Annotated in this window: 22 protein-coding genes; 3 read left to right on the plus strand and 19 right to left on the minus strand. The window is 59.5% G+C overall.

Annotated elements, in window-relative coordinates; translation table 11 throughout:
* Positions 1 to 66: 66 nt before the first annotated feature.
* The 16 genes from ftsH to ruvC all read right to left on the minus strand — a co-directional run bounded on the left by ftsH (position 67) and on the right by ruvC (position 14,160).
* Complete coding sequence (gene ftsH, locus ACQZ48_RS03330; protein WP_137411406.1) at positions 67 to 2,031, minus strand: ATP-dependent zinc metalloprotease FtsH; 1,965 nt, start codon at positions 2,029 to 2,031, stop codon at positions 67 to 69.
* A 154-nt stretch (positions 2,032 to 2,185) separates the two neighbouring features.
* Positions 2,186 to 3,523 (minus strand): tRNA lysidine(34) synthetase TilS, encoded by a 1,338-nt coding sequence (gene tilS, locus ACQZ48_RS03335; RefSeq protein WP_191216814.1) that lies wholly within the window; start codon positions 3,521 to 3,523, stop codon positions 2,186 to 2,188.
* Between the two features lie 27 nt (positions 3,524 to 3,550).
* Positions 3,551 to 4,555: a tol-pal system protein YbgF gene (gene ybgF, locus ACQZ48_RS03340; protein ID WP_162520608.1), complete on the minus strand. Its 1,005-nt coding sequence runs from the start codon at positions 4,553 to 4,555 to the stop codon at positions 3,551 to 3,553.
* 158 nt (positions 4,556 to 4,713) lie between these two features.
* Positions 4,714 to 5,247 carry a peptidoglycan-associated lipoprotein Pal gene (pal, locus tag ACQZ48_RS03345; protein ID WP_077985275.1) on the minus strand — a complete coding sequence of 178 codons (534 nt, stop codon included), beginning with the start codon at positions 5,245 to 5,247 and terminating at the stop codon, positions 4,714 to 4,716.
* A 209-nt stretch (positions 5,248 to 5,456) separates the two neighbouring features.
* The gene (tolB, locus tag ACQZ48_RS03350; RefSeq protein WP_137411405.1) at positions 5,457 to 6,764 is read right to left on the minus strand and encodes a Tol-Pal system beta propeller repeat protein TolB; all 1,308 of its coding nucleotides are present in this window, start codon (positions 6,762 to 6,764) and stop codon (positions 5,457 to 5,459) included.
* Between the two features lie 20 nt (positions 6,765 to 6,784).
* Positions 6,785 to 7,954, minus strand: coding sequence for a hypothetical protein (locus ACQZ48_RS03355; protein WP_077985276.1), 1,170 nt, complete (start codon positions 7,952 to 7,954; stop codon positions 6,785 to 6,787).
* A 9-nt stretch (positions 7,955 to 7,963) separates the two neighbouring features.
* Complete coding sequence (gene tolR, locus ACQZ48_RS03360) at positions 7,964 to 8,419, minus strand: protein TolR (protein ID WP_077985277.1); 456 nt, start codon at positions 8,417 to 8,419, stop codon at positions 7,964 to 7,966.
* Positions 8,420 to 8,471: 52 nt separating this feature from the next.
* The gene (tolQ, locus tag ACQZ48_RS03365; RefSeq protein WP_003497570.1) at positions 8,472 to 9,191 is read right to left on the minus strand and encodes a protein TolQ; all 720 of its coding nucleotides are present in this window, start codon (positions 9,189 to 9,191) and stop codon (positions 8,472 to 8,474) included.
* A gap of 261 nt (positions 9,192 to 9,452) precedes the next feature.
* Complete coding sequence (gene ybgC / locus ACQZ48_RS03370; protein ID WP_077985278.1) at positions 9,453 to 9,893, minus strand: tol-pal system-associated acyl-CoA thioesterase; 441 nt, start codon at positions 9,891 to 9,893, stop codon at positions 9,453 to 9,455.
* Positions 9,890 to 10,426, minus strand: coding sequence for an NUDIX hydrolase (locus ACQZ48_RS03375; protein WP_142914104.1), 537 nt, complete (start codon positions 10,424 to 10,426; stop codon positions 9,890 to 9,892). The genes ybgC and ACQZ48_RS03375 overlap by 4 nt, the downstream gene beginning before the upstream one ends.
* On the minus strand, positions 10,423 to 10,947 hold the full coding sequence (locus ACQZ48_RS03380) for an NUDIX hydrolase (protein ID WP_077985280.1): 525 nt from the start codon (positions 10,945 to 10,947) through the stop codon (positions 10,423 to 10,425). The genes ACQZ48_RS03375 and ACQZ48_RS03380 overlap by 4 nt, the downstream gene beginning before the upstream one ends.
* Positions 10,944 to 11,525: a DinB family protein gene (locus ACQZ48_RS03385; RefSeq protein ID WP_191216815.1), complete on the minus strand. Its 582-nt coding sequence runs from the start codon at positions 11,523 to 11,525 to the stop codon at positions 10,944 to 10,946. Before ACQZ48_RS03385 ends, ACQZ48_RS03380 begins: the two co-directional genes overlap by 4 nt.
* A gap of 36 nt (positions 11,526 to 11,561) precedes the next feature.
* Positions 11,562 to 11,780 (minus strand): hypervirulence associated TUDOR domain-containing protein, encoded by a 219-nt coding sequence (locus tag ACQZ48_RS03390; protein ID WP_137411402.1) that lies wholly within the window; start codon positions 11,778 to 11,780, stop codon positions 11,562 to 11,564.
* 51 nt (positions 11,781 to 11,831) lie between these two features.
* Positions 11,832 to 12,872, minus strand: coding sequence for a Holliday junction branch migration DNA helicase RuvB (gene ruvB / locus ACQZ48_RS03395; RefSeq protein WP_080795023.1), 1,041 nt, complete (start codon positions 12,870 to 12,872; stop codon positions 11,832 to 11,834).
* Positions 12,873 to 12,998: 126 nt separating this feature from the next.
* A complete protein-coding gene (ruvA, locus tag ACQZ48_RS03400) occupies positions 12,999 to 13,616 on the minus strand; it encodes a Holliday junction branch migration protein RuvA (RefSeq protein ID WP_077985283.1) in 618 nt (205 codons plus the stop codon).
* Positions 13,617 to 13,647: 31 nt separating this feature from the next.
* Positions 13,648 to 14,160, minus strand: a complete 513-nt coding sequence (ruvC, locus tag ACQZ48_RS03405; RefSeq protein WP_191216816.1) for a crossover junction endodeoxyribonuclease RuvC — start codon at positions 14,158 to 14,160, stop codon at positions 13,648 to 13,650.
* Positions 14,161 to 14,408: 248 nt separating this feature from the next.
* On the opposite strand from ruvC, the gene ACQZ48_RS03410 reads away from it, so the two are divergent.
* The gene (locus ACQZ48_RS03410; protein WP_191216817.1) at positions 14,409 to 16,718 is read left to right on the plus strand and encodes a methyl-accepting chemotaxis protein; all 2,310 of its coding nucleotides are present in this window, start codon (positions 14,409 to 14,411) and stop codon (positions 16,716 to 16,718) included.
* A gap of 143 nt (positions 16,719 to 16,861) precedes the next feature.
* Positions 16,862 to 17,863 carry an LLM class flavin-dependent oxidoreductase gene (locus ACQZ48_RS03415; RefSeq protein WP_080795015.1) on the plus strand — a complete coding sequence of 334 codons (1,002 nt, stop codon included), beginning with the start codon at positions 16,862 to 16,864 and terminating at the stop codon, positions 17,861 to 17,863.
* A gap of 53 nt (positions 17,864 to 17,916) precedes the next feature.
* Here ACQZ48_RS03415 and ACQZ48_RS03420 read toward each other — a convergent pair whose 3' ends face one another.
* Complete coding sequence (locus ACQZ48_RS03420; protein WP_003523214.1) at positions 17,917 to 18,663, minus strand: YebC/PmpR family DNA-binding transcriptional regulator; 747 nt, start codon at positions 18,661 to 18,663, stop codon at positions 17,917 to 17,919.
* A 196-nt stretch (positions 18,664 to 18,859) separates the two neighbouring features.
* Here ACQZ48_RS03420 and ACQZ48_RS03425 point away from each other — a divergent pair, with 196 nt between their 5' ends.
* A complete protein-coding gene (locus tag ACQZ48_RS03425; RefSeq protein ID WP_077985286.1) occupies positions 18,860 to 19,363 on the plus strand; it encodes a pyridoxamine 5'-phosphate oxidase family protein in 504 nt (167 codons plus the stop codon).
* 37 nt (positions 19,364 to 19,400) lie between these two features.
* Here the strand turns inward: ACQZ48_RS03425 and ACQZ48_RS03430 are convergent, their stop codons facing one another.
* Together ACQZ48_RS03430 and ACQZ48_RS03435 are read right to left on the minus strand one after the other, a co-directional pair.
* Complete coding sequence (locus tag ACQZ48_RS03430; protein ID WP_448728536.1) at positions 19,401 to 20,243, minus strand: MBL fold metallo-hydrolase; 843 nt, start codon at positions 20,241 to 20,243, stop codon at positions 19,401 to 19,403.
* Positions 20,244 to 20,358: 115 nt separating this feature from the next.
* The gene (locus ACQZ48_RS03435) at positions 20,359 to 21,183 is read right to left on the minus strand and encodes a TIGR00282 family metallophosphoesterase (protein WP_077985287.1); all 825 of its coding nucleotides are present in this window, start codon (positions 21,181 to 21,183) and stop codon (positions 20,359 to 20,361) included.
* Positions 21,184 to 21,194 lie beyond the last annotated feature (11 nt).

A 21,194-nucleotide genomic window follows, 5' to 3' on the forward strand; every position in this document is an offset into this window, starting at 1 on the left:
TACCAAAATGAAAAGGCCACCCGGAAACCCGGATGGCCTTTTACAATTCTCAGCTTGCGCGCACGATCAATGCGGCTGCGGCTCCATGCCGCCTTCGGCCTCGCCGTCGCCTTTTGTTTCACCATCGGGCTTCGCTTCGCTGGGACCGTCCTTCTTGGCGCCGGCTTTCGGCACCGCCGAACCACGGCTGCCGGGAGAATCGTCACCCAGATCGCGCGCGGGCTTCTCACCCCTCAGCAGCGCCTTGATCTCGTCACCCGTCAGGGTCTCATATTCGAGAAGACCCTCGGCAATAGCGACAAAGCCATCGTGGTTGTCCGTGAGGATACGCCGTGCTTCCGTGTAAGCCTCGTCGATCAGGCGGCGGACTTCCGTATCGATGGTCTGGGCCGTCGCCTCGGAGACGTTCTTCGACTGCGAGACGGAATGGCCGAGGAAGACTTCCTGCTGATTTTCACCATAGGACACCTGGCCGAGAGCATCGGAGAAGCCCCATTGCGTGACCATCGCGCGGGCAAGCTTGGTGGCCTGCTCGATATCGGAAGATGCGCCCGATGTGATGTTCTCCTTGCCGAAGGTCAATTCTTCAGCAACGCGGCCACCCATCATGATGACGAGACGCGACACCATCCACTTGTAGCTCATGGAATAGCGGTCGCCTTCCGGCAGCTGCATGACCATGCCGAGCGCACGGCCGCGCGGGATGATCGTCGCCTTGTGCAACGGATCGGCCACGGCAACCTTGAGTGCGGTGATGGCATGGCCCGCTTCGTGATAGGCGGTCAGCTTCTTTTCGGCCTCGGTCATGGCGGAAGAGCGGCGCTCCGCACCCATCATGATCTTATCCTTGGCGTCTTCGAATTCCTGCATGGTGACGACGCGCTTGTTGCGGCGGGCAGCCATGAGGGCGGCTTCGTTGACGAGGTTCATCAGGTCCGCACCCGAGAAACCGGGGGTACCGCGGGCCAGAACCTTGAGGTCGACATTCGGCGCCAGCGGCACGTTGCGGATATGCACCTTAAGAATGCGCTCGCGGCCGACAATATCCGGGTTCGGCACGACGACCTGACGGTCGAAACGGCCGGGACGCAGAAGTGCGGGGTCGAGAACGTCGGGGCGGTTGGTGGCGGCGATCAGGATGATGCCCTCATTCGCCTCGAAACCGTCCATCTCGACCAGCAGCTGGTTCAGTGTCTGTTCGCGCTCGTCGTTACCGCCGCCGAGGCCAGCGCCGCGATGGCGGCCGACGGCGTCGATTTCGTCGATGAAGATGATGCAGGGTGCGTTCTTCTTGGCCTGTTCGAACATGTCACGCACACGGCTCGCGCCGACGCCGACAAACATTTCCACGAAATCCGAACCCGAAATCGTGAAGAACGGGACGTTGGCTTCACCGGCGACGGAACGCGCGAGAAGCGTCTTACCCGTACCGGGAGGTCCGACGAGCAGCACGCCGCGCGGAATTTTACCGCCGAGACGCTGGAACTTCTGCGGATCACGCAAAAATTCCACAATTTCCTCGAGGTCCTGCTTGGCTTCGTCCACACCTGCAACGTCATCAAACGTCACGCGGCCATGGGCTTCCGTCAGGAGCTTGGCCTTGGACTTGCCAAAGCCCATCGCACCACGCGAACCGCCCTGCATCTGCCGCATGAAGAACAGCCAGACGCCAAGAATGAGGAACATCGGCAGAAGCGTGCCGAGATAGCTCAGGAAACCGGAGGAACCATCACTTTCGGGACGCGCCACGATGGTCACGTTCTTGCTCTGCAAGCGCTCCATCAGGCTGTCGTCGATGACGGGGGAATAGGTCTGAAAGGCCGTGCCGTTTTCGGTGTAGGTTCCAAGAACCCGGTTACCGGTGACGGTCACGTCGCGAACTCGCCCGGAATCCACATCGCGAAGAAACTGGGAATACGGAATTTCCCGCGAACCCGTTTGCGTCGGCGACGTCTGGAACATGCTGAACAACGCGATCAGCAGCAGGGCGATCACGGCCCACAAGGCGAAATTTCTGAAATTTGGGTTCATCGAACTCCCCGAACTCACACGGACATATCTGCTGCCCGCCATTATGTGCCCCTAACATAAGGACGACATATGCCGTTGCCAAGGCAAAGCGCATTTTCTGATGCGTTTTGGTGTAAAAACTATTCCATGGCAATTCACGAAAAAGAGGCCGGATTTAAACCGGGGGCTGTGGATATGCGGCGCGCCCGAATAAATTGGCGATTGCGTTCGCCAACTCAAGGTCGAAACGCGGTAGGAAAAGATCGAAAGGCGCAAGCCTCGGCGTGATGGTGACAGTCTCCACCCACGAAACCGGCCCGTCGGCCGCTGCGGCAATTTGCGGCAGGCCGGCCATTGCCTGTTTCGCCACGCCAACAGGTACTGACGGAAAAAGTGCGGCGGCTTCCGCAGCATTGCTCGCTCTGCGCGCTTTGACATGCACTGGAAAAGCCGATCCGTTCTTTACGAAGAAACGATCGTCCCACAGCATCAGTTCGTATGCGCCAATATGTAGCTCTGGCAGGCTTCGCTGCTCGCGGAACATATAAAGCCCGTCCCGCCGGCGATCGAGCAGGACGCGACCAACCGTCAACCGCCCGTTTTCAGCCTTATCGAGGAACCGCAAAACGCGCTCGAAGCTGCTTGCGGCCGGAAAATATGCCCTTCCGCCAAGGGTTGCGATCAGCGTCGCCAGCCCATGCCGGAACGCGGGAAGATCGGGATTGACACTATCGCCGGCCAATCTGGCGAGCGCAGCATGAAAGACCTGTGTGTGGCCGCGCAGGAAAGCGGCCGTTGTTTCGGAAAGCGCCTGCCTTTTGAAAGAGGTTTCCGCATCGATCCGGACGGGAGAGACGAGAAGCGTCTGCCGTACACGCACTCTCTCATATCGGGTGTTCTCATTGCTCGGATCGTCAAACCAGCCGCGTGAGCGGGAAGACACATAGTCGCGGATCGCCTGCCTCTCACACCTCAGGAACGGCCGCATGACCCAGTGACGGCCATCGTATAAGACCGCATCCGCCATGCCGGAGAGACCAAGATTGTCAGAACCGCCGTTCCGGGCGGCGCGCATCGCCACGGTTTCGCGCTGGTCGCCGATTGTATGTCCAGTCACGACAAGATCAGCGCCGGTCTCGCGGGCGACCTCGGCAATCAGGCGGTAGCGGGCAAGCCGGGAGGCTTCGGAAAGGCCGGAGACCGGTTTGTCGCCCCCCCATCGGCGGATGAAATGGGGGATGCCAAGTTCGGCGCAGAGCGTCGCCACTTTGCGCGCCTCATCGGCGGATTCCGCTCTCAGCGCGTGGTCGACTGTGACGGCGGAAAGGCGTAACCGTTCCTGACCCATCTCCGCCGCTGCCTCATGCAATGCCAGCAACAGGCCGCAGGAATCACTGCCTCCAGAGATTGCGACAAGGATATGGGCGGGCGTGTGCAGATTTTTGACAAAAGACCTCGCCGCCGCGAGCGGCGCAACAGTCTTTTCGCTCAGAATGCGGGCGTCAACCGGCATGGAAATACCCGCCATGACAGGGAAAAATCAGCAGCTCAGGCGCTTCTGTTCGCTGGCAACCTTGTTCAGCACGGTCTTCGAGGCACTGGGATAACGCTTCGGCACCTCGCGCAGCGTGGCGCAGGCGGTTTCTGTATTGTCGAGAGCGGCAAGCGACATGCCGAGCTTCATCAGCATTTCCGGCGCCTTCGGAGATTTGCCGTAGGCCTGATGGCCGTTCAGGAAGGTTTTTGCGGCCTCATTGAATTTGCCCTGAGAATATTGCGCCTCGCCTAACCAGAAGCTCGCATCCGCGGCCTTCGCGCCCTTGGGATAACCCTGCAGATATTGCTGGAACCCCTGTTCCGCCAGCTTGTAGTCACCCGAAAGAACATGGCCGTAAGCGGCCTGATAGATATCGCCTTCACTGGTAAGCGCGGCCGTATTCACCGGATCGGTCTTGCGCTGGCTATTGCCCGTGTTGACGCCTGGAAGGCTGGCGGAGGAATTGTTTGCACCCTGATTCAACGTGCCGCCAACCGGCATTCCCTTGGAATCGAGTTCAATCGAGCCGAGCGTCGTCTCACCCGGCGCGCCTGTCGGAGCACTGGAGGGAGCAGACGGAGAAACGGAAGCGCCACCCTCGGGTGGCGTTTCGATGATCGTTGCAACGTCGTCGGTCGGCGGCGTGGCCGGATTGACCGGACTGGCTTCAGCCTTCTTTTTCGGCGCAGCGGTCGGGCTTGCACCCTTGCCGCTTTCCAGTTCCTGGAAGCGGAACTCATTGTCTTCCTGTGCTTTGCGGATCGTCTCCTGCATCTGCAGAAGCTGGAAGCTCATTTCCTCGATACGGCCGTTGAGCTGCCGGATCTGTTCTTCAAGCTGCTGAACCCGATAGGCTTCATTGGCCTGAACCCGGACGACCGGGGGCTGCTGAGAGTTGATCGTGCCGAAGCTACCCCCCGCACCGAACAGCGGACCCGAAACGGCGATGCCGCTCAAGCCGGTGCAGGCTGCAAGCCCCAGCATTCCCGCCACGACAAGTTTCTTCATCTCATTCGTCCTGCCTTAACTGATTTGCACCGGAATGGCGCAAGCCGGATTTTTTCCATATCAACCGAAAAAGCAACTTAACTTCGGCCAAACTATGAAAAAAACAAAAGGCGGCCCGAAGACCGCCTTTCATTCTCGTTCACAATAACGTCAGGCCATTACATGCCCGCGCCACCGAGAACCGTCACAGCGCGGCGGTTCTGGGACCAGCAGGAAATGTCGTCGCAAACCGCGACCGGCTTTTCCTTGCCGTAGGAGATCGTCTTCATGCGGCTTGCCGGAACACCCTGGGAAGCCAGGAAGTCACGGGTTGCAGCCGCACGACGAGCGCCCAGCGCCAGGTTGTATTCACGCGTGCCGCGTTCGTCGGCATGGCCTTCAACGGTGATGGCGTAGTTCGGATAACGGGCCAGCCACTGGGCCTGACGCTGCAGGGTCTGCTGGGCGTCGGCGCGGATCGAAGTGGAGTCGGTGTCGAAGAAGATACGGTCGCCGACATTGACCGTGAAGTCCTGCTGGGAGCCCGGCGTTGCGGAGCCCGCGCCACCGAGGCCGAGTTCACCGGCGCTGTTCGGCATGTTCTTCTTGTTCGCGCAGCCTGCGAGAGCAAGCGCGAGCGTCATGGCGATGACAGCCGGGTTACGGGCCAGTTTCTGCATGGGGCTGAGTGCCGAAATGTGTGTACGGCTCATCGCCGGTCTCTCCTTAGGATTTCAATAACGTTGCCGGACACTAACTGATCGCGGTTAATAGCCGGCAAACGCTTATGGTTAACAGAAAGGAAATGTCCCACCTTTTGCTCCCTCACAACACTTTGCGGCAAGAAAGAGGCGCACTTCCCCATCGTATCAAGTAAAACATGACGGCGCCGGTTCATACCGACGCCGTCATGGCAGTCATATCAGTCCAGAAGCGGCGACCATGCCGGATCCGAAGCGAAAGTCGGCGTCTTGATGAGCTGTTCGTTATAGCCCGTCAGGTCGATCGAATAGAGCTGCGGACCGCCCGCGCCGGCGTTCTGACGGAAGAACATCAGCACGCGACCGTTGGGCGCCCAGGTCGGACCTTCATTATGGAAGCCGCTGGTCAGGATGCGCTCGCCCGAACCGTCGGGCTTCATCACGCCGATCGAAAACTTGCCGCCCGACTGCTTGGTAAAGGCGATTAGATCGCCGCGCGGAGACCATACCGGCGTGGAATAGGAACCGTCGCCAAAGGAAACGCGCTGTTGCCCGGAACCATCGGCATTCATGATGTAGATCTGCTGGCGGCCGCCACGGTCGCTTTCGAAGGCAACACGCTGACCATCCGGCGAATAGGACGGCGCGGTATCGATAGCGGCTGTATTCGTCAGCCGCGTTGTGGTGCGCGAACGCAGGTCCATGGTGTAGATATTGGCATTGCCATCCTGCTGCAGGCTCATGATAACTTTCTGGCCATCCGGCGAAAAGCGCGGCGAGAAGGTCATGCCGGGGAAATTGCCGACAACTTCACGCTGTCCGGTTTCCAGCTGCAGCAGGTAAACGCGCGGCTGCTGGCCTTCGAAGGACATGTAGGTCACTTCCTGACGGTTCGGCGAAAAACGCGGCGTCAGAACGATATCGTTCGAATTGGTGAGGTTGCGGACGTTGAAACCGTCCTGATCCATGATCGACAGCTGGCGCTTGCGGGCCGTCTTCGGGCCGCTTTCGGAGACGAAAACGACGCGGGTATCGAAGTAGCCCTTTTCACCGGTGATGCGCTCATAGATGGCGTCGGCGATGATGTGGGCGACGCGCCGCCAATTTTCCGGCTGGGTGAAGAACTGCTGGCCGGTCATCTGCTGGCCCGCGAACGTATCCCACAGACGGAACTCGGCGCGCAGGCGGCCATCGCTTTCACGCGTGACACGGCCGGTCACGAGCGCCTGGGCGTTGATGACCTTCCAGTCCTCGAAACGCGGCTGCTGATCCGGATTGCTGATCTTTTCAATGAAAGCGTTCTTGTTGACCGGCGCGAATAGGCCGGAGCGCTGCAGGTCGGCGGCAATCACCGCGGAAACCTGTGCGCCGATGCCGTCGCTCGACATGAAGTCGGTGATGGCAATGGGCAGCGGCTCGACATTGCCCTTGTTGATGTTGATTTCCACCCGCGCAAAAGCCGGTGCGGAGAAAACCGACATGAGGGCCGCGAAAGCGAGCACCAGCCGGATCGGCGAAAATATCTTCATGTTGCCAGGCCTTTCAGCATTCATAGCAATTCACTGGGATCGAAGTTCACGACAACTTCGTTCCATGCGTCATATTTATCGGCAGGAAGGTTCGTGAAAGGAGCAGAACGCATGATGGCGCGATACGCTCCGCCGGAAAGAGCACGGCGCGTCCCTTCGGAACCGCCGGTCGCCTCGATCTCGGGCCGACCGATGATCGACCCATCACGGTCGAGCTTCATGGTGACCCGGACGCGAACGTCCGAGGCATCTGCCATGCCGGGAATGATCTGCCAGTTCTTCTGGATCGCGCCGCGCAGCGCATCCATTTCCGTCTGGCTGAGCGTCGAACCGCCCGTCGTCTTCTTGCCGCCAAGCGAGGCCTGTTGGGTGGAACGCTTTGCGCCGCCGCCCGAAGGCGCCTGCTTGTTCAAAAGCGCAGCGATATCGTCAGCGTTAAAATCGCTTTCCTTCGAAGAGGCCGATTTCGCAGTCTCCTGCTTCTTCTCGCCGGGTTTCTTGTCGGAAGGCTTGTCAGTTGACTTCGCCTGATCGGGCTTGGTCTCGGCCGGTTTTTCAGCGGGCTTCTGCTCTGCGGGCTTGGTCTCAGCCTGCTTCGGCTCTTCCGGCTTCGGCGGCTCGGGGCGGGAATTCGGGCGAGGAACGTTCTGCGGCACGGGGATTTCGGCCGGTTCCTGCTGCGCGGGCGGCGGCTCTTCGGCCTTGGTTTCCTGCGGCGGCGGTTCCGGCTTCGGCTGCGGCGCGATCTCGGGCTTTGTTTGCGGCAAGGCAGCCATTTCCTGCGGCTTCGGAGCCGAGGTTTCTTCCTTGACGATTTCCTTTACCTCGTTCGCCTTGGTATCGACGACGGGTTGCGGCTTTTCCTGCTTTGGCGGAGCGGCGGCGCTGAGATTGTCGTTGGGCTTGGTGGTCGGGGTCGGCGGCGCTTCGATATCGGCCGTGTTGTTGCCGACATTCTGGGCGTTCTCGACAATATCCGGCCGCGTAGTCGGCACCGGGGCTGACTTTTCCGCTTTCGGCGCGTTCTTGTCGCCCTGCTGGATCTGGCTCAGCTCCTCGATAGGCACCAGTTCCACCGGCAGGGCCTCTGCCTGCGACACGTCAAGCGGCTCCGGCGAGCCCAGGGAAACAAGGGCGAAAGCCAGAAGCGACGCGTGCACGATCGCGGATGTGGTAAGGCTGCCCTTCATCGCTTTACGTCAATTGTCCTGTTTCTGCTGGGTCACGAGGCCGATATTCTTGAAACCAGCCGCCTGGATACGCGCCATCACATCGGCAACGACGCCATATGCGGCAACGGAATCCGCGCGCACGAAGATGCGTTCATTATAACCTGTCGTGGCAATCGCCTGCAGCTTGTCGGCCACTTCGGCCGCCTGGATTTCGGTTTCCTGCAAATGGATCTGGCCATTGGCATTGACGGAAATCGTGATCGGCTGCGTGTCCGAGTTCAGCGCATTGGCGGATGTCTGCGGCAGGTCGATCGGCACGCCGACAGTCATCATCGGCGCCGCCACCATGAAGATGATGAGCAGCACGAGCATGACGTCGACCAACGGCGTCACGTTGATCTCGCTGATCGCACCGCCCCTGCGTCGTCCGCCGCGCCCCCTGCGTCCACCGGAACCGCCGCCGCCACCTGCTGACATACCCATATCATCTACTCCATTTTGCCTTGCGGCAAATTACTGCACAGCATGCGGCCGCTTATTGGGCGGCCTGCCGCGTCTGAAGTTTTTCATCGATCTGGCGTGACAGGATCGCGGAGAACTCGTCGGCAAAACCTTCCATGCGGGCGGAAAGCTTATGCGCGTCGGCCGTGAACTTGTTGTAGGCGATAACCGCGGGAATAGCCGCGACAAGACCGATAGCTGTCGCCAGAAGCGCTTCGGCGATACCCGGCGCCACGACCGCAAGGTTGGTGGACTTCGAACCGGCAATCGCCTGGAACGAGGTCATGATACCAACGACCGTACCGAAAAGACCGATGAAGGGACCGGCCGAACCGATGGTGGCGAGCGAACCGAGGCGCGCCTCGTATTGTTCGCCTTCACGCGCAATCGTCACGTCCATCGCCCGGTCGATACGCATCTGCAGACCGATGGGCGAGCGTGCGCCGCGCTCGAAGGACTTTTTCCATTCGCGCATGGCGGAAACGAAAATCGCCGCAAGACCGCCGTTCTGGCGTTCCGCCAGCGTGCGGTAAAGCTCTTCAAGCGACTGGCCCGACCAGAACACCTGTTCGAACTGGTCGAACTGGCGTTTTGCCTTGCCGAAGCTCACATACTTGTCGAAGACGATCGCCCACGTCCAGACCGAGGCGGCGATAAGTCCGATCATCACGAGCTTCACGATGAGGCCCGCCTGCATAAACAGCGCCCAGAGACTTACATCGTGCGTCGCCGCTGCCAAACCTGCCTGTTCCATAAATATCCAATCCCCGAATCCAAACGCCCGGTACGGGACCGGGCGATTCAAACGCGTGTTAACGCTCGAAGCTATGCGGCCGCAGCCGCCAACCCCTTAGCCATACCCCGATACTTGCCAGTAAGCCTTACTTGCCAATAAATTTGGTGAAAGGAAGGCGTGCGCCGCACAAATACCAGTTGCTAAAGTAAGACACCATTATGGTTAAAGGAGTGTTACAGCCCGGCCACGCAGGACGAGTTTACTGGACCGGGCCGCCGATTACTTCAGGAATTTTTCCGCTACCGTCTCCGGAAGCCGCCTCGGCCGACCATTGGCATTGATGACGGCGATGATGACCTTGGCGGCGACAAGCAGCGTTTCGCCGCGTCGGATTTCCTGATTGAGCACCATTTTCGCGCCGCCCGCCTTTTCGGTGATGGTGGTGATGGTCAAGACGTCATCCATCCGCGCCGGGCTCTTGAAATCGATCTCCATGCGGTGAACAACGAAGACCAGACCCTCCTCATCGGCGGTCAGAAGCGCGCTTTGTTCGCAGCCCAGGCACCGCAGGTAATCGGTGCGGCCGCGCTCGAGAAAATGCAGATAACGGGCGTGGTAAACGAGACCGGAAAAATCCGTATCCTCATAATAGACGCGTTGTGTCAGGCGGTGGCCATGGTCGATGAGTTCGCCCGAAAGCGAAACTACAAGCTCGCTCATAGTGTCTCCTTGAGAATTTTGGCTACACGGGCCCGACCTTCCCGAACGATAAGATGCGCGTGCAACGGAGGCAGCGCCTCGATACGTTCCGCGATAAACCGGGGTCGGAGATCATTTTGCAGTAGGGCAGCACGCTGGGCGGCCAGCCAGCGGAATTCCACTTCGACTCCATCCAGCACCCGATGCACGATATCGCTTTCATGGAACGGCAAAGGCTGGTGAAGTGAGATCAGATAATAAAATCCCAGCTCGTGGGCTGCGTACTTGCCAAAGGTGAAGAAATTCTCGGCCGACCAGAGAAGGCGTTCGACCGAACAATCCCGGTCAAGTTCCTCACCGATTTCGCGGATAATGGTTTCCTCAGAGCTTTCGCCGATTTCCGCCCGACCACCCGGCAGGGCCCAATAGCTGTCGCCAACACCGCGCTGAACGAGAACATGATCATTCTGGAAAATAAGCGCCGCAACCCGCATGCTGAAAAGCTGCGGTTTCCGCTCCAGCCGGATCATGTGGCGTTCAGGCGCAGAGGTCATTTATCGTCCAGATCGCCGTCATGCCAGACGAGGTGTCGTGTGGCCTTCGGCAGGTTCTCTATTTCGTCGGCGATGAAATAGGGCGGAATATCGAGCGCCGTCAATGCCTGCCGGGTTGCCGCGACCCAGCGGAACTCGAGTTCGTTATCGCCGTCCTGAACGCGGTGAATGATGTCAGAGGGATGGAATGCGAGTGTGTCCGGCAAATCCATCAGGTAATAAAACCCGAGTTCGTGCCAGTCCTTGCCCTCGTAGTGGAAAAAATTCTCCACTGCCCAGAGGAGCCGCCCGACCTTGGCCTCGGCACCAAGTTCCTCGACCATTTCACGCGCCAGCGTTTCGTCGGAACGCTCGCCCATTTCGGCGCGGCCACCCGGAAACGTCCAGAATTTTTCATGCGTTGCCCGGTGCACGAGCACATGGCCATCGCGAAACGCCAATCCCGCAACACGCATCTGGAAGATGCGCTTCGGCTTGAATTTCATGCGGATGCGAGTGTCCTGCTTGGTATCGTGCGTCATGGTACTGGCCTGCGGACTGGAAACATCAAATCGGTTTCCGTCCACCCTAACGCATCCATGTCGTCTTTTCTCGCTTTTGAATCATCTCCCACAATGAATTCATCCAGTTGCGGCGGCTTGATGGTTGTTCCCGACAACATCGCATGCGCTTGCCCGCGGTGGTGAGTCTGATGCTGGAAGAGATGTGACAGGACATCGTCGCACCGATCCTGCTGAATACGCGTGCCACGATGGATATCAACAATCGCAGCAAGACCGTCTTCATCGAGGCCATCGACAAAGGCGATCAACACCTCATCGAGCCCCACCTGAGCCTCGTGCAGCGCCGCGATGGTGGCAAAGGGTTCCTCATCGACAAAAGCGGCATAGCCAAGCGTGCCGCCCTTGAGGGCGTCGATATAAAACCGGTCGACAATGTAGATATGATTGAGCGTTGCCCTGAGCGTCGGGAAGAAACTGACACGGTGCGCGACGAAATCATCCTGCGGAAGCTGGAAACACGCGTGATGCAGCCTGAAATTGGCCAGGCGGTTGTTGCGAGCGAGTTTGCGGAAGACCCGCAACGGATCGTAGGGCATGGGCGTCCTTTCCTGTGACGCCTGATGCGGCGCCTTTCAATCGGCGTGTTCAAGCTCGGATTTGCTCTTGAGAACCTTCGCACCATCGTTCTGTTCGATGAAATAGGCGGGTTCGTCCTTGCTTGCCTTGCGCTTTATCTTGGAACCGGAAATCGTCTTCTCCACATCTTCCGTGAAGATCTCGACGATTTTTCCTTCGCCGGTTCCATTACCCCATTTCCAGCGAACCTTCGTACCCTTGCGATATGCCGACATGATCATCTCCGTTTAAAAGACGATCAAGGCCGACAAGTCTGCTTTGTTCCCTCAATCATCTTCCAGCGTCAGCCGGAACTGCGCCGCCTCGAGATCCTTCGGCGGTTGCATGCCCAAATGTTTCCAGGCTGTCCCGGTCAGGATACGCCCGCGCGGCGTGCGCTGGATGAAGCCCTGCTGGATCATATAGGGTTCGATAATGTCCTCGATGGCGTCGCGCGGTTCCGAAAGGCCCGCGGCGATGGTCTCGATGCCGACAGGACCGCCGCCGAAGTTGACGGCGATCATGGTCAGATAACGCATGTCCAGCTGGTCGAGGCCCATATTGTCGACCAGAAGCCGCGTCAAAGCCTCATCAGCGATCTCGCGGGTAACGGCTTCCGCCCGCGCCACCTCGGCGAAATCGCGCACGCGGCGCAATAGCCGCCCGGCGATACGCGGCGTGCCGCGGGCGCGCCTTGCGACCTCGCGCGCGCCCTCGTCGGTCATGTTCAGCCCCATCAGCCGCGCGCCGCGCCGGACGATCAGTTCCAGCTCATCGACGGTATAGAAAGCCAACCGGACGGGAATTCCGAAACGGTCGCGCAGCGGCGTCGTCAAAAGCCCCAGACGGGTCGTCGCGGCCACAAGGGTGAATTTGGAAAGATCGATCTTCACCGAGCGCGCCGCCGGTCCTTCACCGATGATGAGGTCGAGCTGGAAATCCTCCATTGCCGGATAGAGAATTTCTTCCACCGCCGGATTGAGGCGGTGGATTTCATCGATGAAGAGCACATCGCGCTCTTCCAGATTGGTGAGAAGTGCGGCGAGATCACCCGCTTTGGCGATGACAGGCCCGGAGGTGGATTTGAAGTTGACGCCAAGTTCCTTGGCCATGATCTGCGCCAGGGTGGTCTTGCCGAGACCGGGCGGGCCGACGAACAGCACATGATCCAGCGCTTCGCCACGGTTCTTGGCCGCCTCGATAAATACCTTGAGATTGGCGCGGGCCTCCGCCTGGCCGGTAAAATCGTCCAACGATTGCGGACGCAGGGTGGTGTCGATGTCCTCACCGCGCTTTTCGGGGGTGATCAGTCTCTCCGCATCGCTCATTCAGGGCATTCCATTGTTCTAATCGAATTCATCAGGTGGTCGTCGCCCCTATATCACGACTATCGCTTCAAAGCGCTTCACGAAATTCAGGATAGACCGGGCTCCATATCCGCTTGACGGGCGTCCTTACCGCGAAAGCTCTTTCAGCCCGAGCCGGATTAGCTTGGCGCTGTCGCCGCCCTCACCGCCGTTCTTCAGCGCGGCGGCAACCGCATTGGCGGCCTGGTCACGCGAATAGCCGAGATTGGTAAGCGCGGAGACGGCATCCGCAACCGGCGCGGATGCGACGCCTTCGCCAAGCTCCTGCTTCAGGCCGATCGAGGCGGAAGCCTCTCCTGCGAAGGCAGGCGCCTTGTTGCGAAGCTCGGTCACAAGACGCACCGCCACCTTCGGCCCGACGCCCGGTGCGCGTGAGATCATCGTTTTGTCCTGTAGCGCAATGGCATTGGCCAATTCGGAGGGCGACAGCGTGGAAAGCACGGCCAAGGCCACTTTCGAGCCCACCCCCTGCACGCTCTGCAGCAGGTTGAACCATTCCCGCTCCAGCGCCGAAAGAAAGCCGAAAAGCTTCAGCTGGTCCTCACGCACATAGGTTTCGATAAACAGCACCACCGCCTCGCCGACGGAGCCGATTTTCGCCAGCGTGCGCGCCGAACAATAGGCCACGTAACAGACGCCGTGCACATCCACCAGCACATAGTCCGCGCCGATTTCCTCGATGCTGCCTTTCAGTTTTCCGATCATGATGCCGCCCGCTGCAATGAGACTTTAAATATTAACCGGCCGCCAGCAGTCGCCGCATCCTGTCACCGCCGCGATTATGGGCGTGGCAGATGGCGATGGCGAGCGCGTCCGCCGCATCGTTACCCTTGAATTCGGCCTTCGGCATCAGGATTTTCAGCATCATGTGAATTTGCTGCTTTTCGCCGTGCCCGACGCCGATCACGGCCTTCTTGACCGCGTTCGGCGCATATTCGAAGACCGGCAGTCCTGCGCGTGCCGGAACCAGCATGGCGATGCCGCGCGCCTGACCGAGTTTCAAGGTCGCAACCGCATCCTTGTTCACGAAAGTCTGCTCCACCGCCGCCTCGTCGGGCCGATGGCTGCGCACGATATCCGCTAGCCCGTCATGCAACTGGCAGAGCCGGGAGGCCAAATCCAAATCACCGTCCGACGTCACCGTGCCGGAGGCGACAAACCGCAGGCTGTTTCCGAGGGTGTCGATCACCCCCCAGCCGGTACGCCTTAATCCGGGGTCAATACCGATGATTCGAATCGTCTGTTGCATGAGGCACCTTATCTTTCCGGCTGCGACCCTGCCAGCCATAAGTGAACAAAACGACAACATTCGTCAAATTTGCAGTGCAGCATTTACCTCTGCTTAAACCGCGTGTCGCATTGTTCCCCCACAAAATCAAAAAAGGGGAGCTGCGGACATGACGATCCGCAGCGCAATATGTTCGCCATATCAGCCGTCCGATGGCGCCATGCATGCATGGCGCGGGAACTGATCCGGCATTGAGGGCTGCATCGGCCATGTTGAACCGTTTTCATTCCATATCCACCAAAGTGCTGGCGATTTTCCTGGCGCTTATGGCGATCTCGACCGGGGCTCTGACACTTCTCGGCTATCAGAGCAGCAGCGGCGTTCTCGAAGAACAGGCGTCGAAATCCATGGAGAGCATTCTCGTCTTTCGTGGCGACATGCTCCAGGAGCGTCTTGAGCAGCTGAAAACGCAGGCAGATTCCATCGCCAAGATCGAATCGCTGCAGATGGCCGTTGTTTCCATGCGCAGCGGCTGGGCAACCGTGCAGAAGAACTCCGGCGACGCGAAGGCGGAACTGCAGCGCGTCTTCGTCAGGGAAAACCCCTTCAACGAAAAGGAAAAGCTGATCAAGCCGGAAAGCCCGAGCGGCTTTTATTATTCGACCCACGAGAAGACCCAGACGGATATTGGCGGTTATTTGCAGGAAACGCCGTTCAGCGACGTTCTCTTCATCGATCCGGCAGGCACGGTCTATTATTCCTACCTGAAGGGACCGGCCTTCGGGGAAACCATCGCAGGCGGCGCCTGGACGGAAAGCGGCCTCGGCGCGGCCTTCGCACGCGGCGCTGCGAATGCCGAAAAGGCCGTGAACGACATGGCACAGACCAGCTTCTCCGGCCTGCGCATCGATGCGGCCACGAAAGAGGCCGGCGTTTATTTCGGCGTTCCGGTCGTCAAATTCGGCGCGTTCAAGGGCGTCGTTCTCTTCCGGGTCAAGGAAGAGGTCTTCAGCCAGATCCTCACGAAGGGTGTGACGGCCGGCAGTTCCGAACAATCCGCAATCGTGTCCGCCGATGGCAAGGTTATCGGCGTGGAGGGCAACAGGCTGGTTGGCCTCGATCCGGCAATCTATGGCTTCCATGGGCAGGCGTTGAATGCGACAGGCATGACGATTGCCAAGATTGACCGTGCGGATGGCGAGGCCAATGCCTATGCCCGCCCTTTCTCTTTCGCCGGTGAAAAATATCTGGCGGTGGAAAGCATGCTGCGCAGTGAATTGAATGCGGGCTCGGTTTCAATTGCCGGCACGCTTGCCATGATCGGCCTTTGTGTTCTGGCCGCGATGTGCGCGGCGACGGCCTTCTTCGCGCGGCGTCTGTTCGCACCGCTGGAAAAGCTTGCAGGATTGACCGGCGAAGTGGCAGCGGGCCGTCTCGATGCCGAAATCGGCAATCAGGACCGGAAGGACGAGATTGGCCGTATGGCACGAGCGCTCGGAAGTTTCCGTGAAAAACTCATCCTTCAACGGGAAATGGAAGAGACTGCTTCGCGCACGCGGGAGGAAGCCGAAACGGCGCGGCGCGCGCATCTTGCCGAGCGTGAGGCCGAGGCAGGCACCCTGCAGATGGTCGTGCAATCGCTGGATGAGGGGCTCGACCGGCTGGCGAACGGCAACCTCGCCTATCGTATCGAAACCATCTTCCCCGAAGATCTGGAAAGCCTGCGCCATAACTTCAACACGGCGCTTTCCCGGCTCAGCGAAACCATGCAGGCCATTGGCGGCAATTCCGCCGCCGTTCGTGGCGGCTCCGAGGAAATGCGGGTGGGCGCTGACCAGCTCGCCGAACGCACCGAGCGGCAGGCAGCTTCCATCACCGAAACGGCAAGCGCTATCAAGGCGATCACCGAAGCCGTCCGCGACCAGATCGAACGCGCCGAACAGGCAACGCGGATCGCGCGCGACGCCAGTGCAGAGGCCACGGCATCCAGCCGCGTGATGGAGCAGACAATCGCCGCCATGGAAGCGATCCAGACCTCGTCGCGCCAGATCAACCAGATCATCGGCGTTATCGACGAAATTGCCTTCCAGACCAATCTTCTCGCCCTCAATGCAGGCGTGGAAGCAGCCCGCGCAGGCGAAGCCGGCAAGGGCTTTGCGGTCGTGGCGCAGGAAGTGCGCGAACTGGCGCAGCGATCCGCGGCGGCCGCAAAAGAAATCACCAGTCTGCTGAAACGCTCCACCGACGAGGTTTCCGCCGGCGTGGCGCTGGTGGAAAAAGCAGGCACGTCGCTCTCCGGCATCGGCAAGCATGTCCAGACCATCAGCGCGCGCATTGAGGAGATCATGGAATCCACCCGCGAGGAGGCGCATACGCTCTCGGAAATCAACAGCACCGTCACAAGCCTCGACACCATGACCCAACAGAATGCCGCCATGGTGGAAGAAACGACGGCCGCCATTCACAATCTCGCCTCCGAAGCGGGCGAAATGGACGGCAGGCTCGGACAGTTCGTAATGGCTCCGGAGAATGAGGCCGCTGGACATCGCGCGAACCGGCAATTCCGGCGGGCGGGCTGAGACGGTCGATAGGCAAAAGACCGGGGCCTCTTCGGAGGCCCCAATTTTTTTGAACCATCCTTCAATTCTGCGCGACTTCTCTGGTAAATCGGGACACGCGCCTTACATCCGCAGCAAAGATTTCAATTTCGCAGGAGCGTCGGATGATCCCCTTTTCCATTCTCGACCTTTCGCCCATCGGCGAGGGCGAGAGCGTCAGCGAGGCGCTCGAGAACTCTCGCCGCATGGCGATCAAGGCTGAAGAGCACGGCTATAACCGCATCTGGCTGGCGGAGCACCACGGCATGCCGGGCATTGCCAGCGCGGCAACATCGCTCGTCATCGCCCATGTGGGCGCGGCCACGAAACATATCCGCGTCGGCTCCGGCGGCATCATGTTGCCCAACCACTCCCCGCTCGTCATCGCTGAGCAGTTCGGCACGCTTGCGGCGCTGCTTCCCGGCCGTGTCGATCTCGGTCTCGGCCGCGCCCCCGGAACTGACATGCGCACGGCACGGGCGCTTCGCCGCAACCTGGATGCCGGCGCGGAAAACTTCCCGCACGATATCGTCGAACTCCAGCGTTACCTCGGCCCGCCGCAGCCGGATCAGGCGATCCTTGCCGTGCCGGGCATGAATTCCAACGTACCCCTCTGGCTGCTCGGCTCCAGCACCTACAGCGCACATCTCGCCGCAGCCCTAGGCCTGCCCTATTCCTTCGCCTCGCATTTCGCCCCCGATATGCTGATGGAAGCAATCCATATCTATCGTGAGCGCTTCCAGCCTTCCGAAGTACTGGACAAGCCCTATGTGATGGTGGGGGTGATGGGGGTCGGCGCCGACACGGACGAGGAGGCGCAACACCTCTTCACTTCGTCGCAGCAGCAATTCGTCAACCTGCGCCGCAACGTGCGCACGCAGTTTCCGAAGCCGGTGCACAGCATGGACGATTACTGGAACGAGATGGAGCGTTTCTCTGTCGAACACACGCTACGTTTCGCAGCCGTGGGCTCGCCTGAGACGATCCAGCGCCATCTCGACGGTTTCCTGGCGGAAACGCAGGCGGATGAGCTGATTGTCTCGATGCCGATCCATGACATCGAAAAGCGGCTGCGGTCGGTCGAGATTTTCGCAGAGGTCCGAACCTCCATAAAAAAGGCCGCCTAAACAAAAAGCCCCGGAGCGGATCGCTATCGGGGCTTTTTTTGAAACATGAGACGTCAGGCCGAAAGCTTGGCGAGAATTTCTTCGGACACTTCGAAGTTGGAATAGACGTTCTGCACGTCGTCATCGTCTTCGAGATTGTCGATGAGCTTCATTAGCGACTGCGCCTTTTCTTCATCCACCGGCACCGTGTTTTGCGGCTTCCAGATGGCCTTGACGCTTTCGGCTTCGCCCAGCACGCCTTCCAGCGCCTTGGAAACCTCGTTCATCGCTTCGAAACCGCAGATGATGGTGTGGCCGTCTTCGGAAGATTCGACATCGTCGGCACCGGCCTCGATGGCGGCTTCCATGACCTTGTCGGCATCGCCGACTTCAGCCTTGTAGGAGATTTCGCCGACGCGGTCGAAGGAGAAGGAGACCGAACCGGTTTCGCCAAGCGCACCGCCGGCCTTGGTGAAGATGGAGCGAACGTTGGAGGCGGTGCGGTTGCGGTTGTCGGTCAGGGCTTCGACGATGACGGCAACGCCACCCGGGCCGTAACCCTCATAGCGGACTTCATCATAGTTTTCGCCGTCCGCACCGGACGCCTTCTTGATCGCACGCTCGATATTGTCCTTCGGCATGGACTGGGCCTTGGCGTTCTGGATCGCCAGACGCAGGCGCGGGTTCATGTTCGGGTCGGGCATGCCCGTCTTTGCCGCAACGGTGATTTCGCGCGCAAGCTTGGAAAACATTTTGGACCGTACGGAGTCCTGCTTGCCCTTGCGGTGCATGATGTTCTTGAACTGTGAATGACCAGCCATGGAAAACCTGATTGTCGTAATTTGGAGATTGCGGGCCTTATAAGTGCGATAGCCGCGCCATTCAACCCCGCAAGCGCTTTCTCTTGCCGCAACATCAGAAGGAACTGATTTATCCGCTCTTCGTTCTGATCATGAACGCGACGGAAGGGCACATGATTTCTCTCCATCGCAGCAACAGACCGGAAGGAGAAAACATATGGTCAGCCTGACTGAAGCACGAGAAGCCCCGGCCCGCCAGCTCTGGGACGAGATCAATTCCGTCCATGCCGGCATGCTCGGTCTCGAAGGTCTGCACAACCACATGCAGCCCATGGCGCCTCATGCTGACCCTAAGACCAACACCATCTGGTTTTTTTCCAAGAAGGATACCGATCTCGTAAAATCCCTGAAGTCAGGCTCGCGCGCGCATTTCTGCGTCGTCGGCAAGGATCATGATTACCACGCCTGTCTCTCCGGTATTCTGGAGGCGCGAGACGACAAGGCGAAGATCGACGAATACTGGAATTCCGTTACCGCCGCCTGGTACGAGCATGGAAAAACTGATCCCCAACTGACGATGCTGGCGCTTCACGTTGATGATGCCGACATCTGGGCGTCGACCGACAGCACGCTGAAATTCGGCTGGGAAATCGCCAAGGCCAATATGTCGGATGACAAGACGCCTGATGTCGGCGTTCGCCAGCATCTCACCTTTGCCTGAGAAACGGCTCCCCCGGCCTTCCTCGCCCGCCGCCATGCTACATGCCTTTTGGCACCAGTATCTGCGGCTGGCGGGGAAGGTTTCTCATCGAAACCCGGATCACCGGATCCGTGGCGTAGGCAATCTGGAAATTCTCCCCGAACATCGTCAGAAACTGCTCCAGCGGCGGGCCGGTGCGGTGCATCGGCAAGATCAAGGCGGAGCGCAGGCGCTTGACCACCCGGCTCATGCTATCCGCCCCCATGGTCAGGCCGCCATCCACCGGCACCATCAGAACATCCAGACGGCCGATCTCGGCATAATGCGTATCCGTCAACTCATGATGCAGATGCCCGAGGTGGCCGATGCACAGCCCGGCAACCTCGAAGATGAAAATGGAATTGCCGTTCTCCTGGAAGGACTCGTAATCTCCCCAGCGGTTGCGGATGTCGGTTGCGACATTGCGGATATAGACATCGCCCACCAGAACCCTGTGCTCGGCTTTTTCTCCCGGCGTATCACTCCAGCCATGCAGCACATATTGAATGGCCGGGTCCGGATTGAGCGTGAAATGCGTTGAATGCGCCCGGTTCATCGTCACGACAGTCGGCGTGACGGCAGGTCGATAGACGCCATTATAGTCCGTGGCGATCGTCACGCCCTCGGGGCTTTCGATCAGATAGGTGGAATGGCCGATGAAGCTGATCTTCACCTCTTCCTTAGCCATGGCCTGCGCCAGCTGGACACCGGGCATATTGAAGCTCGCGAACATCACGCCGGGGATATTTTGGGCAATCGCCTGGCACTGGCTGACAGGAGGCCGGCTCGCCGTCTGTGAAAAGGCGGCTCCCACACAGGTGATCAGCCCGGTCATTGCAAGCATTAGCACGCGCAGCATCATGCCACTCCCCTGAACTTGCGAAGGTTGGAGGATGAGGCAGGTTTTGCGGGGCGTCCAGTTACAAGAACGGCGAAAGGCTCAGACTCTCGTCATTGTGAACGCTTACCGCAGAAGTTTAAGCCCAGAAGGAAGGCAGTGTTTCCGAAAGCCGCGGGCCGATGCGCAGCGGCGCGATCTTTTCGGCAAGCCCGGTACGGTCGGAAATTTCAACGCCAACGCCGCAGATCGTCGCCGGCCCGCTCGCAGCCTCGAAACGGCCCTTCGGCATTTTGGAAATGAAGCGGTTGATCGGCTCTTCCTTCTCCATGCCAAGCGAGCTGTCGTAATCGCCGCACATGCCGGCATCAGACATATAGGCCGTGCCGCCATTCAATATCTGCGCATCCGCCGTCGGGACATGGGTATGCGTGCCGACAACGAAGCTCGCGCGGCCATCCACAAAATGGCCGAAACACTGTTTTTCACTCGTCGCTTCCGCATGGAAATCGAAGATGATGGCGTCGGCCTGTTCCTTCAGCGGGCAGGCGGCAAGAATGGTTTCCGCCGACTTGAAGGGATCGTCCAATTCCGGATGCATGAACACCCGGCCCATGATGTTGGCGACGAGGATACGCGCGCCGTTGCGGGCATAAAAAATGCCCGAACCCTTGCCCGGCGTCCCATCCGGATAATTGGCCGGCCGCAGGAACTGGTCGTGGCGCTCGCAGAAGGAAACGGCTTCCTTCTGGTCCCAGACATGGTTGCCGGTGGTCACGACATCGGCGCCGGCATTGATGGTTTCGAGATAGATATCCTCGGTAATGCCGAAACCGCCGGCGGCGTTTTCACCATTGACGATGACGAAATCGAGCTTCAGATCGGAAATCAGCCCAGGCAATCGCTCCCAGACAGCCGTGCGTCCGGTCTTGCCAACCATGTCTCCGAGAAAAAGAAGCCTCATTCACCCGCCCC

This window comes from Agrobacterium sp. 22-209-1, assembly GCF_053522485.1.